Here is a 19,270-nt window from a genome sequence, read left to right on the forward strand (position 1 = left end):
CGTTCATGCGCTCGTCATGGTGCCCCAATCCAGCCCGAACTTCGCGAGGTACTTGCGCAACCGATCCGCATCGTTCACCACGCTGCGCTGCGCCCGCGAGGCCTGGAACAGCTGCCTTCCGGCCTCCGACAGGCTGCGCGACTTCCGGCACACGCGCAGCACGGCCTCGAGCTGCAGCCGGTCGAACAGGTCGAGCGAGGCGGCGCGCTCGTCGCCGAGCAGCGCATCGAGGTCGGCGACCTGCGATTCGCCCGCGAACAGCGCCGGTTGCGCGCGCTTCCACAGCCAGCGCAGCCGCGCGATCTCGGCCTCGACCAGCGCGACCGGGATGCGTCCGCCATCGGCCAGCGTGGCCAGTCGCGTGACGCTGGCCGAGAGGTCGCGGAAGTTGCCGCTCCACAGCGCCTCGGGGCTCTGGGCGAAGCGCAGGTAGGCGGCGCGCGCCTCGGCGTTGAAGCGCACCACGCGGTGGTTCTCGGTGGCATGCAGCGCCAGCAGGTGGTCGACGTTGGGCTCGATGTCCTCGGGGCGTTGCGCGAGGCCCGGCAGGTCGTAGGTCCAGAGGTTGATGCGCGCGAACAGGTCTTCGCGGAAGCGCCCCTCGGCCACGTCGCTGCGCAGGTCGCGGTTGGTGCCGGCGATGAGCTGGAAGTCGCTCTCGACCTCCTTGTCGGCGCCGACGGGGAAGAAGCGCTTCTCCTCGATCGCCTTGAGCAGCATGGCCTGCTCGTCGAGGCCCAGCTCGCCGATCTCGTCGAGGAAGAGCACGCCCTGGTGCGCCGTGCGCAGCAGGCCGGCGCGCTCGCTCGCGGCGCCGGTGAACGAGCCCTTCTTGTGGCCGAACAGGGTGGAGGCGGCGCCGTCGCCGCGCAGGGTGGCGCAGTTGACCTCGACGAAGGCGCCCGTGGCCTGGTGGCGCGACTGCTTGAGCTCGAACATGCGTCGTGCGAGGAAGGACTTGCCCGCGCCCGTCGGCCCCACCAGCAGGATCGGCGCGCGCGAGCGCACCGCCACGCGCTCGATCTCGTCGATGAGTGCGTTGAAGCGCGCATTGCGCGTGGCGATGCCGCTCTTGAGGAAGGCCACCGCGTCGCGCTGCTCGGCGTCGAAGCGGCGCGCGATGACGTCGTAGCGCGAGAGGTCGAGGTCGATCAGCACGCACTTGCCGGCCTCGCCCTCGCGCTGGCGCCGCGGCGGCGAGGTCTGCGCCAGCACGCCGGGGATGGTGCGCGACTCGGACAGCAGGAACATGCAGATCTGAGCGACGTGGGTGCCGGTGGTGATGTGCGACCAGTACTGCTCGCGCTCGGTGTCGAAGGGGTAGGCGCGTGCCCAGTCGTACAGGCGCGAGTAGACCTCGCCGAAATCCCACGGGTCGGCCAGGTCCATCGGCACCAGGTTGACCGTGGTCTCGGGCGAGACGGCCGCGATGTCGGCCTTGACGAGCTCGGCCAGCGTCTTGTGCTTGAGCGTGTAGAGCAGCTCCATGCGCGCCACCACCATGTCCTCGTGCTGCGCGAGCGAGACGGTGGGGCGCCACTTGCTCCAGCGGCCGGCGCCCTGGCCGGCGTCGAGCTGCGTGCCGAGGAAGCCGATGACGACGATGGGTTTCTTCATTTTTTGGATAAATGGCTAGCCAAAATTATAAGAAACCGCAGAGATCTGTCATGTGCTCGTAGGCTTAAATCAAGCCAAAAAGAAAAAATATCCAATGAAATCAACGAGTTGAAACTTCATCGAGTACGCACAGGCAAGGCTGGCACACGCGTTGCAATAAGAAGCTCACTCAAGAAGACAAACGATCCAGAAGACAACGAACACAAGGAGAAGTCAGCATGGCCAACCTTCAACTCTTTCAAACGCTGCGCGGCGCGCTGCTGCCGCAGGCCACGGCCCGAAACGAAGCGGGCGGTGCCGCCTACGAGCTGTCGCCCAAGCATCGGCTGGCGCAGCTGGCGGCCACCGGTTGCCTGAACAACACCTTCTACGCCCAGGCGCAGGACCAGCTCGATGCGGTGCTGGCGCTGGCCTCGCAGGTCGACCCGGTGTTCGTGGCCAAGACGGCGGTATACGCGCGCCGTGCCGGCCACATGAAGGACATGCCGGCGCTGCTGGCCGCGACGCTGGCGGTGCGCGACGTGTCGCTGCTGGCCAAGGTGTTCCCGCAGGTGGTCGACAACGGCAAGATGCTGCGCAACTTCGTGCAGATGCTGCGTTCGGGCGCGGTGGGCCGCAAGTCGCTCGGTACGCGTCCGAAGAAGCTGGTGCAGCAATGGCTGCTGTCGGCGACCGAGGCGCAACTGCTGAATGCCGCGGTGGGCAACGCGCCTTCGCTGGCCGACGTGGTGAAGATGGTGCATCCGAAGCCCACCGAGGCCTGGCGTGCGGCATGGTTCGCATGGCTGATCGATCGTCCGTATGCGCTGGAGGCACTGCCTGCGGCCACGCAGGCCTTCGAACGCTTCAAGCGCGACCGTACGCAGGACGTGCCCGACGTGCCGTTCCAGATGCTGACCGCGCTGGAGCTGGACGCGCAGGCCTGGGCTCGCATCGCCGAGCGTGGTTCGTGGCAGATGGTGCGTCAGAACCTGAACACCTTCGCCCGCCATGGCGTGTTTGCGTTGCCGGGCCTCGCGGAAGCGGTGGCCGCCAAGCTGCGTGACCCGCAGGCGGTGGCCAAGGCGCGTGTGCTGCCGTACCAACTGATGGCGGCCTACACCGCAACCGGTGCCGAGGTGCCGCACGTGGTGAAGGACGCGCTGCAGGACGCGATGGAACTCGCGCTGGCCAACGTGCCGCAGTTCGAGGGCCGCGTGGTGGTGTGCCCCGACGTGTCGGGCTCGATGAGCTCGGCGGTGACGGGTTACCGCGGTTCGGCGACCTCGGCGGTGCGCTGCATCGACGTGGCCGCGCTGGTGGCTGCCGCCGTGCTGCGCCGCAATGCGGATGCACGTGTGCTGCCCTTCGAGACGAAGGTGGTTTCGCTGCAGCTGAATCCGCGCGATTCGGTGATGACCAACGCGGCCAAGCTGGCGGCGGTGGGCGGTGGCGGTACCTCGTGCAGCGCGCCGCTGGCGTGGCTGAACCGCGAGAAGGCGCAGGCCGATCTGGTGGTGCTGGTGTCGGACAACGAATCGTGGGCCGACCGTGCGCGGGGCCGTGGCACCGCGACGATGCAGGAGTGGGAGGCGTTCAAGCAGCGCAACCCGAAGGCGCGGCTGGTGTGCATCGACATCCAGCCTTATGCGACCACCCAGGCGCAGGAGCGCGACGATGTGCTGAACATCGGCGGCTTCAGCGACGAGGTGTTCAAGCTGCTGGCGGTGTATGCCGCGGGTGGCCTGGGCGCCGACCACTGGGTGGGTGTGATCGAAGAGACTTCGATCTGAAGACGTGGAGGTGACGCGGGCGCGGCTCGCGGCACCCCCGAGTCATGGATGAATGTCGTCGTCCGACGAATGCAGATGTGAGTACATCCAACCCCCTCACATCGATCGTTGGTCGCCGGACGGGGACATGGAGTTGAAGTGCGAATGCAGGCAGGACTACATCTGGACGCCCGGGGGTCGAGCCCCGACACCAGTTCACTGGTGGGCATGTCTTGCCATCCTCGTCGCACTCTTTTTTTGCAGCGAATGCTGACGGAACTACAGACTCTTAATCTCGTGGTCGCGGGTTCGAATCCCGCCGGTCGCAAGACCGTAGCTCAGTGGTCAGAGCACGCCGTTTCGTCGATTCCTTTGTCGCTGCTTTTTGTTTTGAGGTGAATGCAGGCAGGTCTACAGGTAAGAGCGTCATGGTCTTGGCCATGAAGGTCCCGGGTCCGACTCCCGGTCTGTTTCGGCAGATAGCTCAGTCAACGACCTGCCGCTCCTCGTCACCTCTTTTTTTTGACGACGCGCGCCATGAGTGCCCGTCGAAGAATCGTTGAAAAATAGACAGAGACTCAGAGAGAAAAAAATGAAAGAACAGAACTACAACCTGCACGAAGTGACCAACGGCGTGCCCGTGAAGATGTGGACCCGCGGCGTGCCCGTGGAAGACGAGGCGCAGAAGCAACTCGAGAACGCGGCTCGTCTGCCGATCGTGTTCAAGCACATCGCGGCCATGCCCGACGTGCACTACGGCATCGGCGCGACCGTGGGTTCGGTGATCCCGACCTTCAAGGCCATCATCCCGGCCGCGGTAGGCGTGGACATCGGCTGCGGAATGATGGCGTGCAAGACCACGCTGCATGCCAACGACCTGCCCGACAACCTGGGCCCGCTGCGCTCGGCGATCGAGAAGGCCGTGCCGCACGGCTCGAACCCCAAGCGCATGGGCCGCGACAAGGGTTCGTGGGAAACGCCGCCCGACGAAACCGACGCTGCCTGGGCCAAGCTGGTGGATGAGTTCGATGCGATCTGCGAGGACTACCCGCGCATCAAGAACACGAACAACCACAAGCACCTGGGAACGCTGGGGACCGGCAACCACTTCATCGAGGTCTGCCTCGATGAGGCGGGCGCCGTGTGGTTCATGCTGCACTCGGGTTCGCGCGGCGTGGGCAACGCGATCGGCACGCACTTCATCGAACTCGCGAAGAAGGACGCGCAGCTGCACCAGCGCAACCTGCCCGACCAGGACCTGGCGTACTTCGAGGAAGGCGCCCGGTACTTCGGCGACTACGTGCGCGCGGTGGGCTGGGCCCAGAAGTTCGCGCGTGCGAACCGCGAGGTGATGATGCAGCGCGTGGTCGCGGCCGCGCGCAAGGTGATCGCCAAGCCCTTCGAGGCGCATGTGGAAGCGGTGAACTGCCACCACAACTACGTGAGCCGCGAAACGCACTTCGGCGAGGACGTGCTCGTGACCCGCAAGGGCGCGGTGAGCGCGAAGGCCGGCGAGCTCGGGATCATTCCCGGCAGCATGGGCGCCAAGAGCTACATCGTGCGCGGCAAGGGCAACCCCGAGAGCTTCATGAGCTGCAGCCACGGCGCCGGTCGAAAGATGAGCCGTACCAAGGCGAAGAAGCTGTTCACGATCGCCGACCAGATCGCCGCGACCGAGGGTGTGGAATGCCGCAAGGACGCCGACGTGATCGACGAGATCCCGATGGCCTACAAGGACATCGACGCGGTGATGGAGGCGCAGAAGGACCTGGTGGAGGTGGTCTACACGCTCAAGCAGGTGGTGTGCGTGAAGGGTTAGTGCAAGGAGGTCGTCCCGATCGGCCTCCCTTTTTCAGAGAGACCGGACGAGGACGACGAGATGAAGAGCAACAAGCAACGCCGCGCCGAGATCCGCGGCCGCCGCCTCGAGCGCGCGGCGCGCATCGAGGCGCAACTGCGCCTGCCCGACCAGCGGCACCTGCTGTCGCGGCGCGCGCCGGGCCTGGAGCCCGCCGACGTGGAGGTGCTGGCACGCCACAACAACACCTATGGCGCGCTGCCCACCTACTACCTCGATCGCGCTTTCACCTGCCGCGACTGCGGTGCCGAGCAGGTGTGGACGGCGAAGCAGCAGAAGTGGTGGTACGAGACGATGCACGGCAATATCGACAGCCGCGCGGTGCGCTGCCTGCCATGCCGGCGGGCGCTGCGCGCGGCGCGGTCCGCCTCGCGCGAAGGCGAGGGCGCGAACCTGCTCGGCGAGATGTCGCAACGGCTGCGTGCGTTCGCCGACGCACCCGCAACGCCCGCGGCGCGCGCCGAGGTCGATGCCGCGCTCGAAAGCAAGTGGTGGGGCCTGCGCACGCTGGCGGTCGAGGCACTGGGCCATTGGGGTTCGGCGGCCGATCTCGCGCGCCTGCGCGCGCTGGTCGATGCCTGGCAACCGTCATGGAACAGCTGGGAGCGGCAGGGCGCGCAGGTGGCGGCCGAGGCCTTGGCTGCGAAGCTGCGCCATCCGGCCGACGAGGACTGGGCGCTCGAAGCCTGCCTGCGCGGCCATGCGAGCCCTTGGAACTGGCGTGCCTTCCTGGCCGCCATTCCATCGGCGCGCCTCGCGGCATGCGGCGAGGCGGAGTTCGCGCGGCGCGGTGAAGGGCATCATCGGCTGTTGCGATGGCTGGCGATGGCGCATTGCCTGGGTCTCGCGCCCGGGCCGGCGCAGGTCGCGGCATTGAACGCCCATGCGGACAAGGAGGTCCGCCAGTGGGCCCAACGATTCGGGAGAAAGCCGGAATGAGCGCATCGAAGGACGAGGTCGTGCCGATGGCATCGAAGGAGGCGGCCGCGCACGACGCGCTGCGCGCCACGCTGCAGCGCGTGGGCGTGGTGTTCGAGTTCAGTGTCTGCCGCGTGGCCGGCGAGTCACCGGCCGTGGGTGAAGCGCATCACCGCGAGGTGCTGCGGCGGCTGGGCGAGGAAACGATGGCGCGGGCCGAACGCCACTGGCGCGAGGCCATGGAAAAGAACCCGTCCCTGCAGCCGGCCAGCTTCGATGCGCAACGGGCCTTCGACGTGGCGAGCGCGCGCGCGACGCGGCTCGACGCGGCGGCGGTGGTCGCGGCCGACAGCTATCCACCGAACCATCGCATCGCGCACACGCGCGACCTCGACGAGGTGGACTGGTTCGAGTGGCTCTGCCAGGCCTTTGGCGATCCGCCCTATCCATTGGTCGTGGCCGACGAGACCGAGCGGGCCTCGCTGTTCCCGCGCTTCTGCGAGGCCATCGGGCTGCTGCCGGACGAAGGCCTCGTGCTGCTCGACTGGGTCGGCGATCCGGAGCGCGAGCCCGAGCGCAGCCTGTGGAGCGCGTATTTCGAGGACGGCAAGGAGTGGTGGGGCATCTGGTGCTTCACCGTATGGAATCCGCGGCGTGGCACGCTGGCCGCGGTGATGGCGAGCACGACGGATTGAATGACGAACGACAGGGAAAGGACAACGATGAAACCGCAACGACATGAAGAAGAACGCATCCGCTCGGCCCATCCGGTCGAGCCCGCCATGCGCGCGCAGATCATGGAGGAACTCGCCGCCATCGAGGCGCGGCACGAGGTCACGGTGCTGTTCGCCTGCGAATCGGGCAGTCGTGGCTGGGGCTTTGCCTCGCCCGACAGCGACTACGACGTGCGCTTCATCTACGTGAACCGCCTGCCGTGGTACCTCACGGTGACGCCGCGTCGCGACGTGATCGAGCTGCCGATCAGCGGCGAGCTGGACATCAACGGCTGGGACCTCCGCAAGGCGCTGGGACTGATGCGCGAATCGAACCCGACGCTGCTCGAGTGGCTGCGCTCGCCGATCGTCTACCGCGAGGACGCGCAGGCGATGCCGCGTTTCCGCGCGCTGTCGGAGGCGGTGTTCTCCAACGCGCGCGGCTGGCACCACTACGCCTCGATGGCGAAGAAGAACTTCCGCGAGCACCTGCAGGCCGAGACGGTGCGCTACAAGAAGTACCTCTACGTGCTGCGCCCGCTGCTGGCCGCGCGCTGGATCCGCATGCGGCCTGGCGTGCCGCCGATGCGTTTCGCCGATCTCGCGCAGCACACGCTCGATGCGGTGCGCGACGCCGCGCTGATCGACGAGATCAACGCGCTGCTCGAGGTGAAGATGCGCGCCGGCGAGGCCGCGACCAGCCCGCGCTGGCCGGGCATCCATGCCTTCATCGAGGCGGAGCTGGCCGCGCATGCGGCCGAGCCCGTGACGGCGCTGCCGCCGGCCGATGCGTCGGGGCTCGATGCCTTCCTGAGCGACACGGTGCTGCGTTTCGGGGGCGGCGATGCGAAGGGCGCGGTGCGCCACGAGTCGCAAGGTTGCGGCTGAGGACGCAGCAAGGACAACGAGGAACAGGGGCGCGCGAGGACCGCGCCCACTACGAGAAGAACAGCCATGAAAGAAGAAGAAATCCAACGAGAACAGGCGCATGCGGCGCCGTTGCAGGCCGTCGTGCTCGACGGCTCCCAAGGCGAGGGCGGCGGCCAGATCCTGCGCACCAGCCTCGCGCTGTCGATGGTCACGGGCCGGCCCATGGCCATCGAGAAGATTCGCGCCGGCCGTGCCAAGCCGGGCCTGATGCGCCAGCACCTCGCGTGCGTGAACGCGGCCGCCGCGATCAGCGGCGCGGCCGTCGAGGGCGTCGAGCTCGGTTCGCAGTCGCTGCGTTTCGCGCCAGGCCCGGTGCGCGCGGGCGAGTACCGCTTCGCGATCTCGGGCGCGGGCAGCTGCATGCTGGTGCTGCAGACCGTGCTGCCGCCGCTGCTGCTGGCGGGTGCTGCGAGCCGGCTGCACCTGAGCGGCGGCACGCACAACCCGATGGCGCCGCCGTTCCATTTCCTCGAGCGCGCCTTCGCGCCGCTGGTGCGCCGGCTCGGCGCCGACCTGCGACTGCAGCTGCGCCGTCACGGCTTCTATCCGGCCGGCGGCGGCGAGGTCGAGGCGGACATCGTGCCGGCGGCCGGCGCGCTGCAGCCCTTCGACCTGCTCTCGCGCGGCGAGGCGCTGGAGCGCCATGCCGAGTGCCTGGCGCCGGGCATCGCGCGCCATGTGATGACGCGCGAGCTCGAGACCCTGGGCGCGGCGATGGGCTGGACCGGCGAGCAGCTGCGCTACGGCGCCACGCGGCAGAACGAGGGCCCGGGCAATGCGCTGATCGCGACGCTGGTGCATGCGGAGGTGACCGAGGTGTTCACGGCCTTCGGCGAGAAGACGCTGAGCGCCGAGCAGGTGGCGCATGCGCTGGTGAAGGAGCTGCGCGACTTCCTCAAGAGCGAGGCGGCGGTCGGGCCGCATCTGGCCGACCAGCTCGCGCTGCTGCTGGCGCTGGCCACCTGGCAGAGCGGCCGCGGCGCGGCGTTCACCTGCAGCGAGGTGACCGAGCACACGCGCACCAACTGCGCGGTGATCGAGCGCTTCCTGCCGGTGCGCTTCGCGATCGCGCAGGCGCGCGCGGCCTCGACGGTGCGCGTCGAACCGGCCTGAGCCAACCCCTCAGGCCAGCGGCGTCGCGTTCGCGTACAGCCGCAGCAGCATCGCGCGCAGGGTCTTGACCTCGGCCGGGCTGAAGTCGGAGATCGCGACCGCCTCGTAGTGCTGTGCGAGCGGGATCAGCTCGAGCGTGAGCGCGAGCCCGCGCTCGGTCAGCGCGATGCGCACCGCGCGCTTGTCGGTGTCGCACTTCTCCCGCATCACCAGCTCGTTGGCCGCCAGCCGGTCGACGATGCGCGACAGCGCCGACAGGTCGGTCGAGGCGTGCGTCGCGAGCTCCGAGAGCGTCTGGCGCGGCGTGTGCTGCAGCGAGGCGCACACACGCCACTCGCTGAGGCTCAGCCCATAGGGCTTGAGGGCCTTGGCGAAGGCATTGCCCATGCGCGCGCCGGCGCGTGCCAGCAGGAAGGGAATGGCCTTTTCGAGGTCGTGTTCTGACGTTGGGGTTTTCATCTAGACATGCTTGATTGTTCAAGTATATAGTCCGCCCACTTATTTGAATAATCAAGTAAATGGAGACAACAAGATGAGCCTCGGACACTCTCGCAGGCACGCCGTCGCGGCCCTGCTGGCCCTCGTTTCGGCGCTGCCGGCGGCGCAGGCGCAGACGGCCGCGAAATGGCCGACCCAGGCCGTGCGCTTCATCGTGCCGTTCCCGGCCGGCTCGGCGCCCGACGTGCTGATCCGCCTCGTGGGCGCGAAGCTCGGCGAGAAGTGGGGCCAGGGCGTGATCGTCGACAACCGGCCCGGCGGCAGCGGCGTGATCGGCATGAACGGCATCCTCGCCGCGCCCGCCGACGGCTACAGCTTCGGCTTCGTGCAGGGCTCGGCGATCTCGGTGGCGCCGAGCACGATCAAGGGCGTGAGCTACGACTTCAACCGCGATTTCGTGCCGGTCACGCTCGCGGCGGTCGCGCCCTTCATGCTCGCGGTGCCCGGCAACTCGCCGCACAAGACGCTGGCCGACTTCATCGCGGCCGCGCGCGCCAGGCCGCAGGGCGTCGAGGTGGCCGACAACGGCCGCGGCACGGCGCCCCACCTGGCCTCGGCGCTGCTCGGGCTGCAGTCGGGCGCGCAGTTCCTCGAGGTGCACTACCCGGGCGGCGCGCAGGCGATGCAGGCCACGCTCGGCGGCCAGACCCAGATGATGGTCGAGACCTACAACGTGGTCGCGGGCAACGTGCAGGGCGGCCGCATGCGCATCCTGGCCAGCATGGGTGACCGCGTGGAGCCCGGCCTCGAGGCCTTCCCGCTCGCGAGCAAGACCGTGCCCGGCGCGGTGGCGCACGGCTGGTTCGCGGTGATCGCGAAGAAGGGCGTCGACGCGCAGGTGCTCGCGAAGCTCAACAAGGACATGAACGAGGCGCTGCTGCTGCCCGAGGTGGTCGCGAAGTCGCGCGAGCTCGGCACCTATCCGCGCCCCGGCACGCCCGAACAACTGGCGCGCTACATCGCCGAGGACCGCAAGACCTGGCAGGACGTGCTCGACAAGCTGAACATCAAACCGGAGTGAACACCCCATGAAAGACAAGATTGCGCTCGAAGAGCATTTCGCGATCGACCTGACGATCGCCGACTCCCAGGTCTATGCACGGCCCGAGGTGTGGCAGACGCTCAGGAGCAACCTGCTCGACTTCGAGCAGCAGCGCCTCGAGCAGATGGACCAGTGGGGCACGGCCTTCTCGATCCTCTCGCTGAACTCGCCCGCGGTGCAGGGCATTCCCGACGCGAAGCGCGCGGTGGAAGTCGCGAAGCGCGCCAACGACGTGCTGGCCGAGCAGGTGCGCCGCCATCCCGCGCGCTTCGGCGGCTTCGCGGCGTTGCCGCTGCAGGACCCCGAGGCCGCGGCGCGCGAACTCGAGCGCTGCGTGAAGGAACTGGGCTTCCACGGCTTCCTGGTCAACGGCTTCTCGCAGGTGGGCGACGAGCAGACGGTCGTCTACTACGACGACCCGCGCTTCGCCGATTTCTGGCGTGCCGCCGCGGCGCTGGGCAAGCCCTTCTACATGCATCCGCGCGACCCGCTACTGCCGCGCGAGCCGATCTACGAAGGCGCGCACTGGCTCACCGGTCCGACCTGGGCCTTCGCGGTGGAGACCGGCATCCATGCGCTGCGCCTGCTGTCGAGCGGCCTGTTCGACCGCCATCCCGAGCTGCAGATGATCCTCGGCCACTTCGGCGAGGGCATCCCGTTCAACATCTGGCGCGTCGACCACATCCTGCGCAAGGGCCGCCGCGGCATGCCCTGCGACAAGGAGATCGGCGATTACCTGCGCAGCAACGTGCACATCACGACCAGCGGCAACTTCCGCACGCCCACGCTGCTGTCGACGATGCTCGAGGTGGGATCGGACCGCATCATGTATTCGGTCGACTATCCGTTCGAGAAGCACGAGGACGCGGCGCGCTGGTTCGACCGCTGCGAGATCAGCGAGAACGACCGGCGCAAGATCGGCCGCGACAACGCGCGCCGGCTGTTCGGGCTCAACTGAAATGGGCGCGGCAAGAGACATGCGGCCGGTGCTGGTGGCCGGCGGCGGCATCGGCGGGCTGGCGGCGGCGCTCGCGCTGGTGCGCGAGGGTTACCGCGTCAAGGTGATCGAGCAGGCGGGCCGGATCGGCGAGATCGGTGCCGGCATCCAGCTGAGCCCGAACGCCTTCGCGGCCTGCGATGCCCTCGGGGTGGGCGCGCAGCTGCGCGCCAAGGCGGTCTACACCGACGAGATGGTGATGTTCGACGCACTCGATGCGCGGCGCGTGGCGGGCATCTCGCTGGCCGATGCCTTCCGCGAACGCTTCGGCAATCCCTATGCGGTGATCCACCGCGCCGACATCCATGGCGCGCTGCTCGACGGCGTGCAGTCGGCGCGCGACGGCCAAATCGAGTTCCTGACCTCGACCAGGGGCGTGAAGATCGAACAGGACGCCGAGGGCGTGACCTTGATCGACGCGCAGGGCGGGCGCCACGAAGGCCAGGCGCTGATCGGCTGCGACGGCGTGCGCTCGGTGGTGCGCCAGCAGTACGTGGGCGACGGCATCCGCGTGTCGGGCCATGTGGTGTTCCGCGCGGTGGTCGACACGGTCGAGTTTCCCGAGGCGCTGCGCTTCACCGCGCCATGCATCTGGGTCGGCCCCAACTGCCACCTGGTGCACTACCCGCTCAAGGGCGGCGACAAGTTCAACCTGGCCGCCACCTTCCACAGCGACCAGCCCGAGGAATGGGGCTCGATGGATGGCGACCCGGCCGAGCTGCTGCGCTTCTTCGCCGGCACCTGCGAGCGGGTGCAGCAGATCCTGCGCGTGCCCCAGGCCTGGAAGCGCTACTCGACCGCCGACCGCAACCCGATCGAGCAATGGACCTTCGGCCGCGCCACCCTGCTGGGCGATGCCGCGCATCCGATGGTGCAGTACCTCGCGCAGGGCGCCTGCACGGCCTGCGAGGACGCCGTCACGCTCGGCCTCGCGCTGCGCCGCACGCAGGGCGACTGGCCGCGCGCGCTCGCGCTGTACGAGCGTTCGCGCGTGGCGCGCACCGCGCGCGTGGTGCTGTCGGCGCGCGAGATGGGGCGCATCTATCACGCCAGGGGCGTGGAGCGGCAGGTGCGCAACAGCATGTGGAAGGGCCGGCCGCAGGAGCGCTTCTACGACGCGCTCGAATGGCTCTACGGCTGGAGCGCCGAGCACTGCCTGGATCTCGACGAGGCCGTGGCGTGAGAGCCATCGCCGAATCCGCGGGCACGGGCGGTGCCGCCGAAGTGCGCGCGCCGATCGACATCCCCGCGCTGATCGACAGCCATCCGGTCAGCAGCTTCCAGCGCTGGATCCTGGTGCTGGTGGGCTGCGCGGTGGTGATGGACGGCTTCGACGTGCAGGCGATGGGCTTCGTGGCGCCCGCGATCGTGCACGAATGGGGCATCGAGAAGGCCGCGCTGGGCCCGGTGTTCGGCGCCGGCCTGCTGGGCATGCTGGTCGGCTCGCTGGTGCTGAGCATCTGCGCCGACCGCTTCGGCCGCCGGCCGGTGCTGATCGCGGCCACGGTGTTCTTCGCGCTGTGCATGCTCGCGACCACCGGGGTCCACACGCTGGGCCAGCTGCTCGCGATGCGCTTCGTCACCGGCATCGGGCTGGGCGGCATCATGGCCAACGCCAGCGCGCTGGCCAGCGAGTACAGCCCGCACCGGCGGCGCGTGACGCTGATGATGTGGGTCTCGTGCGGCTTCACCGGCGGCGCGGTGCTAGGCGGCGCGATCAGCGCGCTGCTGCTGCCGCTGGGCGGCTGGCGCGCGGTGTTCGTGTTCGGCGGCGTGGTGCCGCTGGTGATCGCCGCGCTGATGCTGCGCTACATGCCCGAGTCGATGCAGTTCCTGGTGCTGCGCGGGCGCCGGCTCGACCGGGTGCAGCAGTGGCTGCGCCACATCGCGCCCGGCGTGCCGGTGGATGCCGCCAGCCGCTACGTGGTGCACGAGGCGAAGCAGGACGGCGCGCCGGTGGCCGAGCTGTTCCGCGGCGGCCGCGCGCGCGCCACGCTGCTGCTGTGGGGCATCAACTTCCTCAACCTGCTGAACCTGTTCTTCCTCGCCAACTGGCTGCCCACGCTGGCGGTGGACGCGGGCTACAGCGCGAACGTGGCGGTGGCCGCCGGCACGCTGCTGCAGGTGGGCGGCGTGGTGGGCACGGTGGCGATGGGGCCGCTGATCGACCGCGTGGGCTTCTACCGCGTGCTGGTGCCGGTGTTCGCGCTCGCGGTGCTGACCATCGCGCTGATCGGCCAGCCCGCGCTGCCGCTCGCGGCCATGCTGGCGGCGGTGGTGGTCAGCGGCTTCTGCATCGTCGGCGCGCAGCCGGCGCTGATCGCGCTGGCCTCGAGCGTCTACCCGACCACGGTGCGCGCCACCGGCATGGGCTGGAGCCTCGGCATCGGTCGCGCGGGCTCGATCGCGGGGCCGCTGGTGGCGGGCTGGCTGATCGGGCTGCACTGGTCGAACGGCGCGCTGTTCGTGGCGGCGGCGCTGCCCGCGCTGCTGTCGTGCGCGATGGTGTTCTGCATGGGGCGCACGGGATTCGGCAAAGGCCACAAAGACGGCAACAACGGCAACAACGGCGCGGCGACGCGCGAAGGAGAGAAGACATGACGACGGCAACGGTGGGCGCGCGCGAGGGCGGCGCGGCGGTGGTGGCGGCCCGCGTGCTGATGGCCGCGATCTTCCTGATCGCGGGCACGCGCAAGCTCATGACCTATGGCGCCACGCTCGGCTATTTCGCCAAGCTCGGCATCCCGCTGCCCGACGTGGTGCTGCCGCTGACCATCGCGCTCGAGATCGGCGGCGGCCTGCTGCTCGTGGCCGGCTGGCGCGTGAAGTGGGTGGCGAGCGCGCTCGCGCTCTTCACCATCGCCACCGCCTTCGCGGCCCATGCCTTCTGGTCGGCCGACGCGGCGCAGTTCAATGCGCAGCTCAACAACTTCCTCAAGAACGTGGCGATGGTGGGCGGCTTCCTGCTGCTGATCGTGCAGGCCCGCGTCAGCGACACTGTGCGCTGAGCGGAAAACTGCTTTCCGTTCGCGGCATGGAAACACGCGCGAGCGCGCGAGAGACTCGCGGCGGGCGCCTCGCGCCCTGAAAAAAGAAAGCCCGACCCATGACCATTTCTTCCTTCGTCTACAACAGCGCGCCCCAGCGCGTGGTCTTCGGTGCCGGCACGCTGCAGCATCTGGCGCGCGAGATCGAGGCGCTAGGCGCGCGCCGCGCGCTGGTGCTGTCCACGCCCGAGCAGCGGCCGCAGGCCGAGCGCATCGCCGCCCTGCTCGGCGACCATGCGGCCGGCGTGTTCGACCGCGCCGTGATGCACGTGCCGATCGAAACGGCGCGCGAGGCACGCGAGGTGGCGCGGCAGCTCGATGCCGATTGCGCCGTGGCCATCGGCGGCGGCTCGACCACCGGCCTGGGCAAGGCGATCGCGCTCGATTCGGGACTGCCGATCCTCGCCATTCCCACCACCTACGCGGGCTCCGAGATGACGCCGATCTACGGCATCACCGAGGCCGGCCTCAAGAAGACCGGCAAGGACGCGCGCGTGCTGCCGCGCACCGTGATCTACGACCCCGAGCTCACGCTGAGCCTGCCGGTGGCGATGAGCGTGACCAGCGGCATCAACGCGATCGCGCACGCGGCCGAAGGCCTGTACGCGGTCGATGCCAATCCGATCATGGACCTGATGGCGGTGGAGGGCATCGCCGCGCTGGGCCGTGCGCTGCCCGTGCTGCGTGCCTCGGCCCAGGACGTGGCGGCGCGCGGCGACGCGCTGTACGGCGCATGGCTGTGCGGCACCGTGCTCGGCAACGTCGGCATGGCGCTGCACCACAAGCTCTGCCACACGCTCGGCGGCAGCTTCAACCTGCCGCATGCCGAGACCCACACCATCGTGCTGCCGCATGCGCTGGCCTACAACGCCGCGGCGGCGCCGCGCGCCATGGAACGCATCGCCGGCGCGCTCGGCGGCCGCAGCGCGGCGCAGGCCGTGTACGAGCTCGCGCGCGACAACGGCGCGCCGGTGGCGCTGCGCGACATCGGCATGAAGGAAGCCGACCTCGACGTGGCCTGCGCGCAGGCGTTGCAGAACCAGTATCCGAATCCGCGCCCGCTGGAGCGCGATGCGATCCGCGCGCTGTTGCAGAACGCCTGGGAAGGCGCGCGGCCCTGAGCGGCCGCTTTTCTCCTCGACTGAAAAAGAAGAAGGGCGCGAAGGGCCCGCCGTGCTGGCGGGACCTTCGCGCCCTTCGCGCGAGGTCCGGGTGCTGCTATCAGTTGGCCACTTCGCCGCCCGCGGGCTGCGTGCTGGCCACCGAGGGCACGCCCTGCAGCTGCTTCACTTCGGCCAGGTAGGCCGGGCTGTTGCGCAGGCGCTCGTAGGCGGCCGTGCGTTGGCGGAAATCGGGGTTGGTGCTGTCGATGCCGTCGATGCGCGCGTATTGATTGAGGCCGGCGCGGGTCCACAGCGCGAGGTCGGCCTTGACTTCGGCGCGGCTCAGCGCGCCCGCGGCCACGTTCTCGCCGGCTTCGCTGCCGACCCATGCTTCCTGCGGTGCCTGGGCCACGGTCTTCGAACGGTCCAGGTCGGCGCGCACGTCGGTGCGGCTCAGCGCGCTGCCGGTGGTGGCGATCGGCGCGCCCACCCAGGCTTCGGCCGGCACGGTCTGGGCCGAGGCGGCGCCGGCTGCGAGCGCGAAAGCGGAGAGGGCGATGAGTTGCTTGGTGTTCATGATGGGAGTCCCTTCGGATGTCTGTGTGGGCGGCGGACATTCGTCGTTGCCACGGGATGCAGTGTGAAACCGCATCGTGGTTCGCGCTGTGCGTTTGCGCACTGCTTTCGATCGATCGCGCGCGGGCCGTGAACCCCACTGGCAGTGGGGAGAAACGGGGACGAAGGCTCAGGCCGTTCGCACCGCGTACAGCACCGCCAGCGGCTCGGTGCGCCCGCGCACCGCGAGCATCTCGGGCTCGCCGAGCGTGTCGGCCGCGCCGGCCTGCTGCGCCGCGAACAGCGAGAGCACCAGCCGCGCCGAAGCCTTCTTCGAATGGTCCTGCAGCCGGCTCGCGGTGTTGACCACCTCGCCGATCGCGGTGAAGGTGGTGGTCTCGAGGTAGCCGACCTCGCCGACCGCGGCGCGGCCCGCATGCAGGCCCATGCCGAAGTCCAGCCGCTGGCCGAACTGGGCCTCGAAGCCCTCGCTCCAGGCGTCCATGCGCTCGCCGATCAGCGCGGTGGCGCGCAGCGCCTGGCGGCAGGCGGTGGCGAGGTCGGTCTCGAGGCCGAAGATCGCCATCACGCTGTCGCCGATGAACTGGTTGGGCACGCCGCCGGCTTCGCGCACGGCGGCGCCGACGGTGGCGAAGTAGCGGTCGAGCACGTAGGCGAGGTCGAAGGGCCACTGCCGCTCCGACAGCCCCGACCAGCGCCGCAGGTCGACGAACAGGATCGCCACGTCGCGCTCGTGGCCGAAGCTGCCCACGGGCGCGGGCCGGCCCTCGTTGGGGCGCGGCGCGAACAGCGGCGTGACCTCGATGTCGCCGCGCGGGCGCAGCTGGCAGGCCAGGCGCACGTCGGACGGCGCGCGCACGCGTTCGAGGGTGCGCTGCTCGTCGCGGCCCGGTGCCCCGACGTGGCCGGCCGACCCGCTCACGCGCACGCGGCAGGTCGAGCAGCGGGCGCGGCCGCCGCAGGCCGACAGGTGGGCGATGCCGTGCGAGCGGCTGGCCTCGAGCACGCTCCAGCCGCGCGGCACGTGCACCGTGCGCTCGGGGTAGCGCAGCGCGATCGAGGGCCGTCCCGACCAGCGGTAGAAGGCCGTGCGGCCCCAGCGCGCGAGCAGCAGCGCGGCCAGCGCCAGCGCATAGAAGAGCTTGATGTTGCGCTCGATCGCGCCGAGCGCGCGTGACTGCTCGGCCGTGGGCACGGCCGTCGGCGGCACGCCGGTCCACTGGAACTCGCGCCCCATCGAGACGAAGCCCACGGCGGCCATCAGCGGCAGCACGACGGCGATGGCCAGCAGCAGGTGCGAAAAGCGGCGATACCAGGGCTGCACGCGCAGCGCGAAGTGCAGGCCCAGGCAGCCGTGCACCCAGGCCGCGAGCATCAGCGCGAACTGCGCGCTCGCGCCCGGCAGGTCCCACAGGCCCCAGACCACGCGCGCATACGAGCCCTCGATGCCGTAGACGGTGTAGGCGCCGCGCATCGCCGTCAGGTGCGTGGCCAGCAGCAGCGGCAGCGAGAAGCCCAGCAGCACGCGCAGGCCCTCGAGTGGCGGCATGCGCAGCGTGCGCCGCTCCCACAGCGCGACCACGGCCAGCGCCAGGTGCGCCAGCGCGGCGCCATACAGCAGCAGGGTGCCGGGCAGGCTGTGCCAGAAGGCGCGCAACTGGTCGAGCAGCGCCTCGGCCCGGGCGAAGGAGGCGATGCCCAGCGCATGGTTGAGCAGGTGCAGCGTGACGTAGGCCATCAGCACGATCCCGCTGGCCCAGCGCAGGTTGCGCCGCGTGGGCGTTCTCAGGGCGGATGGGGAACGTCTGTGCATGCGGCGGGTCGGAAGGGCACCCGAGCATAATGCGCGGCGCCCATCGACCCGGCATGGCCTCCATCACACCTTCCTCGCCTTCCTCCCCGGCTTCGGCCGTCCCGCGCTCCAGCCTCGCGCTGCGCCAGATCGCGCTGCTCGCGGGGCTGTCCGACCAGCGGCTGGACCAGCTCGCGCAGCAGTGTCTGTGGCACAGCGTGGCCGCGGGCAAGCCGCTGCTGCTGCGCGCCGAGCAGCAGGGCGAGGTGTTCCTGCTGATCTCGGGCCGCGTGCGCGTGACCACCTATTCGGCCAACGGCCGCCAGGTGACCTTCCGCGACTCCGAGGCCGGCGAGCATTTCGGCGACATCGCCGCCATCGACGGCGGGCCGCGCTCGGCCGACGTGGTCACGCTCGAACCCTGCGTGGTCGCCAGCCTCGACCGCACCGCCTTCCTGGCCCTGCTGCGCGACGAGCCGCTGGTGGCCGAGCGCGTGATGCAGCGGCTGGCCGCGCTGGTGCGTCAGCTCAGCGAACGCGTGATCGACCTCAGCACCCTGGGCGTGCAGAACCGGCTGCATGCCGAGCTGCTGCGGCTGGCGCGCGGCGCCGGCTTCGACGGCAACCAGGCGCGGCTCGAACCCGCGCCGCGCCATGCGGCCCTGGCCAGCCAGATCAGCACCAACCGCGAGCAGGTCACGCGCGAGCTCAATGCGCTGGTGCGCAGCGGCGTGCTGCGCAAGGACGGCCGCGCGCTGGTGCTGGAAGATGCCGGCCGGCTCGAACGCATGGTGGCCCAGGTGCGCGGCGACGCGTCCTGAACCACCGCGCGCTCAATTCCAGCGGCCGCTCGTGCCGCCCACGCTGAAGCGGCCCGCGCCCAGCAGCACCACGGCGAGCGCGCCGAACAGGTACAGGCCCTGCAGTTCGAGCGCCCAGCCGCCCTGCTTGGTCAGCGCGAAGAAGTCGCCCATGTGCACCAGGCCGAAGGCGAACAGCATGTTGACCACGATCACGGCGGCCGCGGCGCGGGTCCAGAAGCCGGCGATCAGCAGCAGCGGCGCGACGATCTCGCCGACGTAGACCAGGTAGGCCAGGCCACCGGGCAGGCCGGCCTTGGCCAGCATGCCGCCGATGAAGCCGACGCCGGCCGAGAGCTTGAAGATGCCGTGCAGCAGCACGAGCACGCCGATGGCGACGCGCAGCAGCAGCTTGCCGGCGTCGTCGTTGGCAAGGGCGGGGGCGGCGAACGACGAAGCGATCGGCGCACGCGGGGTGGCGGCGGTGGCGGCCTGGGTGTTCATGGCGGTTCCTC

18 protein-coding genes and 1 tRNA gene are annotated in these 19,270 nt (G+C 69.7%); 14 read left to right on the forward strand and 5 right to left on the reverse strand.

Annotation, left to right across the window (positions count from 1 at the left end):
* Window positions 1-3 precede the first annotated feature (3 nt).
* Window positions 4-1,617, reverse strand: a complete 1,614-nt coding sequence (gene rtcR / locus AC07RV_RS35940; protein WP_296788137.1) for an RNA repair transcriptional activator RtcR — start codon at window positions 1,615-1,617, stop codon at window positions 4-6.
* Window positions 1,618-1,835: 218 nt separating this feature from the next.
* Here rtcR and AC07RV_RS35945 point away from each other — a divergent pair, with 218 nt between their 5' ends.
* From AC07RV_RS35945 to rtcA, 7 genes are all read left to right on the forward strand, one after another.
* Window positions 1,836-3,389, forward strand: coding sequence for a vWA domain-containing protein (locus tag AC07RV_RS35945; RefSeq protein WP_296788140.1), 1,554 nt, complete (start codon window positions 1,836-1,838; stop codon window positions 3,387-3,389).
* 192 nt (window positions 3,390-3,581) lie between these two features.
* A tRNA-Lys gene (locus AC07RV_RS35950) sits at window positions 3,582-3,693 on the forward strand.
* A gap of 267 nt (window positions 3,694-3,960) precedes the next feature.
* A complete protein-coding gene (locus AC07RV_RS35955) occupies window positions 3,961-5,187 on the forward strand; it encodes an RtcB family protein (protein ID WP_296788143.1) in 1,227 nt (408 codons plus the stop codon).
* A 60-nt stretch (window positions 5,188-5,247) separates the two neighbouring features.
* Entirely contained in the window at window positions 5,248-6,165 is a 918-nt protein-coding gene (locus AC07RV_RS35960; RefSeq protein ID WP_296788145.1) for a zinc-ribbon domain-containing protein, read from the forward strand.
* A complete protein-coding gene (locus tag AC07RV_RS35965) occupies window positions 6,162-6,839 on the forward strand; it encodes a hypothetical protein (RefSeq protein WP_296788148.1) in 678 nt (225 codons plus the stop codon). The genes AC07RV_RS35960 and AC07RV_RS35965 overlap by 4 nt, the downstream gene beginning before the upstream one ends.
* 27 nt (window positions 6,840-6,866) lie before the next feature.
* Complete coding sequence (locus tag AC07RV_RS35970; RefSeq protein ID WP_296788150.1) at window positions 6,867-7,745, forward strand: nucleotidyltransferase domain-containing protein; 879 nt, start codon at window positions 6,867-6,869, stop codon at window positions 7,743-7,745.
* 66 nt (window positions 7,746-7,811) lie between these two features.
* Complete coding sequence (rtcA, locus tag AC07RV_RS35975; protein WP_296788152.1) at window positions 7,812-8,900, forward strand: RNA 3'-terminal phosphate cyclase; 1,089 nt, start codon at window positions 7,812-7,814, stop codon at window positions 8,898-8,900.
* Between the two features lie 9 nt (window positions 8,901-8,909).
* Here rtcA and AC07RV_RS35980 read toward each other — a convergent pair whose 3' ends face one another.
* A complete protein-coding gene (locus AC07RV_RS35980) occupies window positions 8,910-9,359 on the reverse strand; it encodes a MarR family winged helix-turn-helix transcriptional regulator (protein WP_093347531.1) in 450 nt (149 codons plus the stop codon).
* Window positions 9,360-9,432: 73 nt separating this feature from the next.
* Between AC07RV_RS35980 and AC07RV_RS35985 the strand changes: the two genes are divergently transcribed.
* From AC07RV_RS35985 to AC07RV_RS36010, 6 genes are all read left to right on the forward strand, one after another.
* Window positions 9,433-10,419 (forward strand): Bug family tripartite tricarboxylate transporter substrate binding protein, encoded by a 987-nt coding sequence (locus AC07RV_RS35985; protein ID WP_296788156.1) that lies wholly within the window; start codon window positions 9,433-9,435, stop codon window positions 10,417-10,419.
* Window positions 10,420-10,426: 7 nt separating this feature from the next.
* Complete coding sequence (locus AC07RV_RS35990) at window positions 10,427-11,398, forward strand: amidohydrolase family protein (RefSeq protein ID WP_261213441.1); 972 nt, start codon at window positions 10,427-10,429, stop codon at window positions 11,396-11,398.
* Between the two features lies 1 nt (window position 11,399).
* Window positions 11,400-12,620 (forward strand): 3-hydroxybenzoate 6-monooxygenase, encoded by a 1,221-nt coding sequence (locus AC07RV_RS35995; protein WP_296788160.1) that lies wholly within the window; start codon window positions 11,400-11,402, stop codon window positions 12,618-12,620.
* Window positions 12,617-14,038 (forward strand): MFS transporter, encoded by a 1,422-nt coding sequence (locus AC07RV_RS36000; RefSeq protein ID WP_296788163.1) that lies wholly within the window; start codon window positions 12,617-12,619, stop codon window positions 14,036-14,038. The genes AC07RV_RS35995 and AC07RV_RS36000 overlap by 4 nt, the downstream gene beginning before the upstream one ends.
* Window positions 14,035-14,445 carry a DoxX family protein gene (locus AC07RV_RS36005; RefSeq protein WP_296788165.1) on the forward strand — a complete coding sequence of 137 codons (411 nt, stop codon included), beginning with the start codon at window positions 14,035-14,037 and terminating at the stop codon, window positions 14,443-14,445. The genes AC07RV_RS36000 and AC07RV_RS36005 overlap by 4 nt, the downstream gene beginning before the upstream one ends.
* 98 nt (window positions 14,446-14,543) lie before the next feature.
* A complete protein-coding gene (locus tag AC07RV_RS36010; RefSeq protein ID WP_296788167.1) occupies window positions 14,544-15,605 on the forward strand; it encodes a maleylacetate reductase in 1,062 nt (353 codons plus the stop codon).
* Window positions 15,606-15,705: 100 nt separating this feature from the next.
* On the opposite strand, the gene AC07RV_RS36015 is transcribed toward AC07RV_RS36010, so the two are convergent.
* Together AC07RV_RS36015 and AC07RV_RS36020 are read right to left on the reverse strand one after the other, a co-directional pair.
* Window positions 15,706-16,164 (reverse strand): hypothetical protein, encoded by a 459-nt coding sequence (locus AC07RV_RS36015; RefSeq protein ID WP_296788170.1) that lies wholly within the window; start codon window positions 16,162-16,164, stop codon window positions 15,706-15,708.
* Window positions 16,165-16,332: 168 nt separating this feature from the next.
* A complete protein-coding gene (locus AC07RV_RS36020) occupies window positions 16,333-17,976 on the reverse strand; it encodes an adenylate/guanylate cyclase domain-containing protein (protein WP_296788173.1) in 1,644 nt (547 codons plus the stop codon).
* A 53-nt stretch (window positions 17,977-18,029) separates the two neighbouring features.
* Here AC07RV_RS36020 and AC07RV_RS36025 point away from each other — a divergent pair, with 53 nt between their 5' ends.
* Complete coding sequence (locus AC07RV_RS36025) at window positions 18,030-18,776, forward strand: Crp/Fnr family transcriptional regulator (RefSeq protein ID WP_296788176.1); 747 nt, start codon at window positions 18,030-18,032, stop codon at window positions 18,774-18,776.
* A gap of 12 nt (window positions 18,777-18,788) precedes the next feature.
* Here the strand turns inward: AC07RV_RS36025 and AC07RV_RS36030 are convergent, their stop codons facing one another.
* Window positions 18,789-19,259, reverse strand: coding sequence for a DoxX family protein (locus AC07RV_RS36030; protein ID WP_093347510.1), 471 nt, complete (start codon window positions 19,257-19,259; stop codon window positions 18,789-18,791).
* Window positions 19,260-19,270: the final 11 nt, after the last annotated feature.

This window comes from Variovorax sp. GW821-FHT09B01, from assembly GCF_059418345.1.

Excerpts from the sequence above, each read along its gene's own strand:
- rtcR (WP_296788137.1), bottom strand. The coding sequence starts at position 1,617 with ATGAAGAAACCCATCGTCGTCATCGGCTTCCTCGGCACGCAGCTCGAC.
- AC07RV_RS35945 (WP_296788140.1), top strand. The coding sequence starts at position 1,836 with ATGGCCAACCTTCAACTCTTTCAAACGCTGCGCGGCGCGCTGCTGCCG.
- AC07RV_RS35955 (WP_296788143.1), top strand. The coding sequence starts at position 3,961 with ATGAAAGAACAGAACTACAACCTGCACGAAGTGACCAACGGCGTGCCC.
- AC07RV_RS35960 (WP_296788145.1), top strand. The coding sequence starts at position 5,248 with ATGAAGAGCAACAAGCAACGCCGCGCCGAGATCCGCGGCCGCCGCCTC.
- AC07RV_RS35965 (WP_296788148.1), top strand. The coding sequence starts at position 6,162 with ATGAGCGCATCGAAGGACGAGGTCGTGCCGATGGCATCGAAGGAGGCG.
- AC07RV_RS35970 (WP_296788150.1), top strand. The coding sequence starts at position 6,867 with ATGAAACCGCAACGACATGAAGAAGAACGCATCCGCTCGGCCCATCCG.
- rtcA (WP_296788152.1), top strand. The coding sequence starts at position 7,812 with ATGAAAGAAGAAGAAATCCAACGAGAACAGGCGCATGCGGCGCCGTTG.
- AC07RV_RS35980 (WP_093347531.1), bottom strand. The coding sequence starts at position 9,359 with ATGAAAACCCCAACGTCAGAACACGACCTCGAAAAGGCCATTCCCTTC.
- AC07RV_RS35985 (WP_296788156.1), top strand. The coding sequence starts at position 9,433 with ATGAGCCTCGGACACTCTCGCAGGCACGCCGTCGCGGCCCTGCTGGCC.
- AC07RV_RS35990 (WP_261213441.1), top strand. The coding sequence starts at position 10,427 with ATGAAAGACAAGATTGCGCTCGAAGAGCATTTCGCGATCGACCTGACG.
- AC07RV_RS35995 (WP_296788160.1), top strand. The coding sequence starts at position 11,400 with ATGGGCGCGGCAAGAGACATGCGGCCGGTGCTGGTGGCCGGCGGCGGC.
- AC07RV_RS36005 (WP_296788165.1), top strand. The coding sequence starts at position 14,035 with ATGACGACGGCAACGGTGGGCGCGCGCGAGGGCGGCGCGGCGGTGGTG.
- AC07RV_RS36010 (WP_296788167.1), top strand. The coding sequence starts at position 14,544 with ATGACCATTTCTTCCTTCGTCTACAACAGCGCGCCCCAGCGCGTGGTC.
- AC07RV_RS36015 (WP_296788170.1), bottom strand. The coding sequence starts at position 16,164 with ATGAACACCAAGCAACTCATCGCCCTCTCCGCTTTCGCGCTCGCAGCC.
- AC07RV_RS36020 (WP_296788173.1), bottom strand. The coding sequence starts at position 17,976 with ATGCACAGACGTTCCCCATCCGCCCTGAGAACGCCCACGCGGCGCAAC.
- AC07RV_RS36025 (WP_296788176.1), top strand. The coding sequence starts at position 18,030 with ATGGCCTCCATCACACCTTCCTCGCCTTCCTCCCCGGCTTCGGCCGTC.
- AC07RV_RS36030 (WP_093347510.1), bottom strand. The coding sequence starts at position 19,259 with ATGAACACCCAGGCCGCCACCGCCGCCACCCCGCGTGCGCCGATCGCT.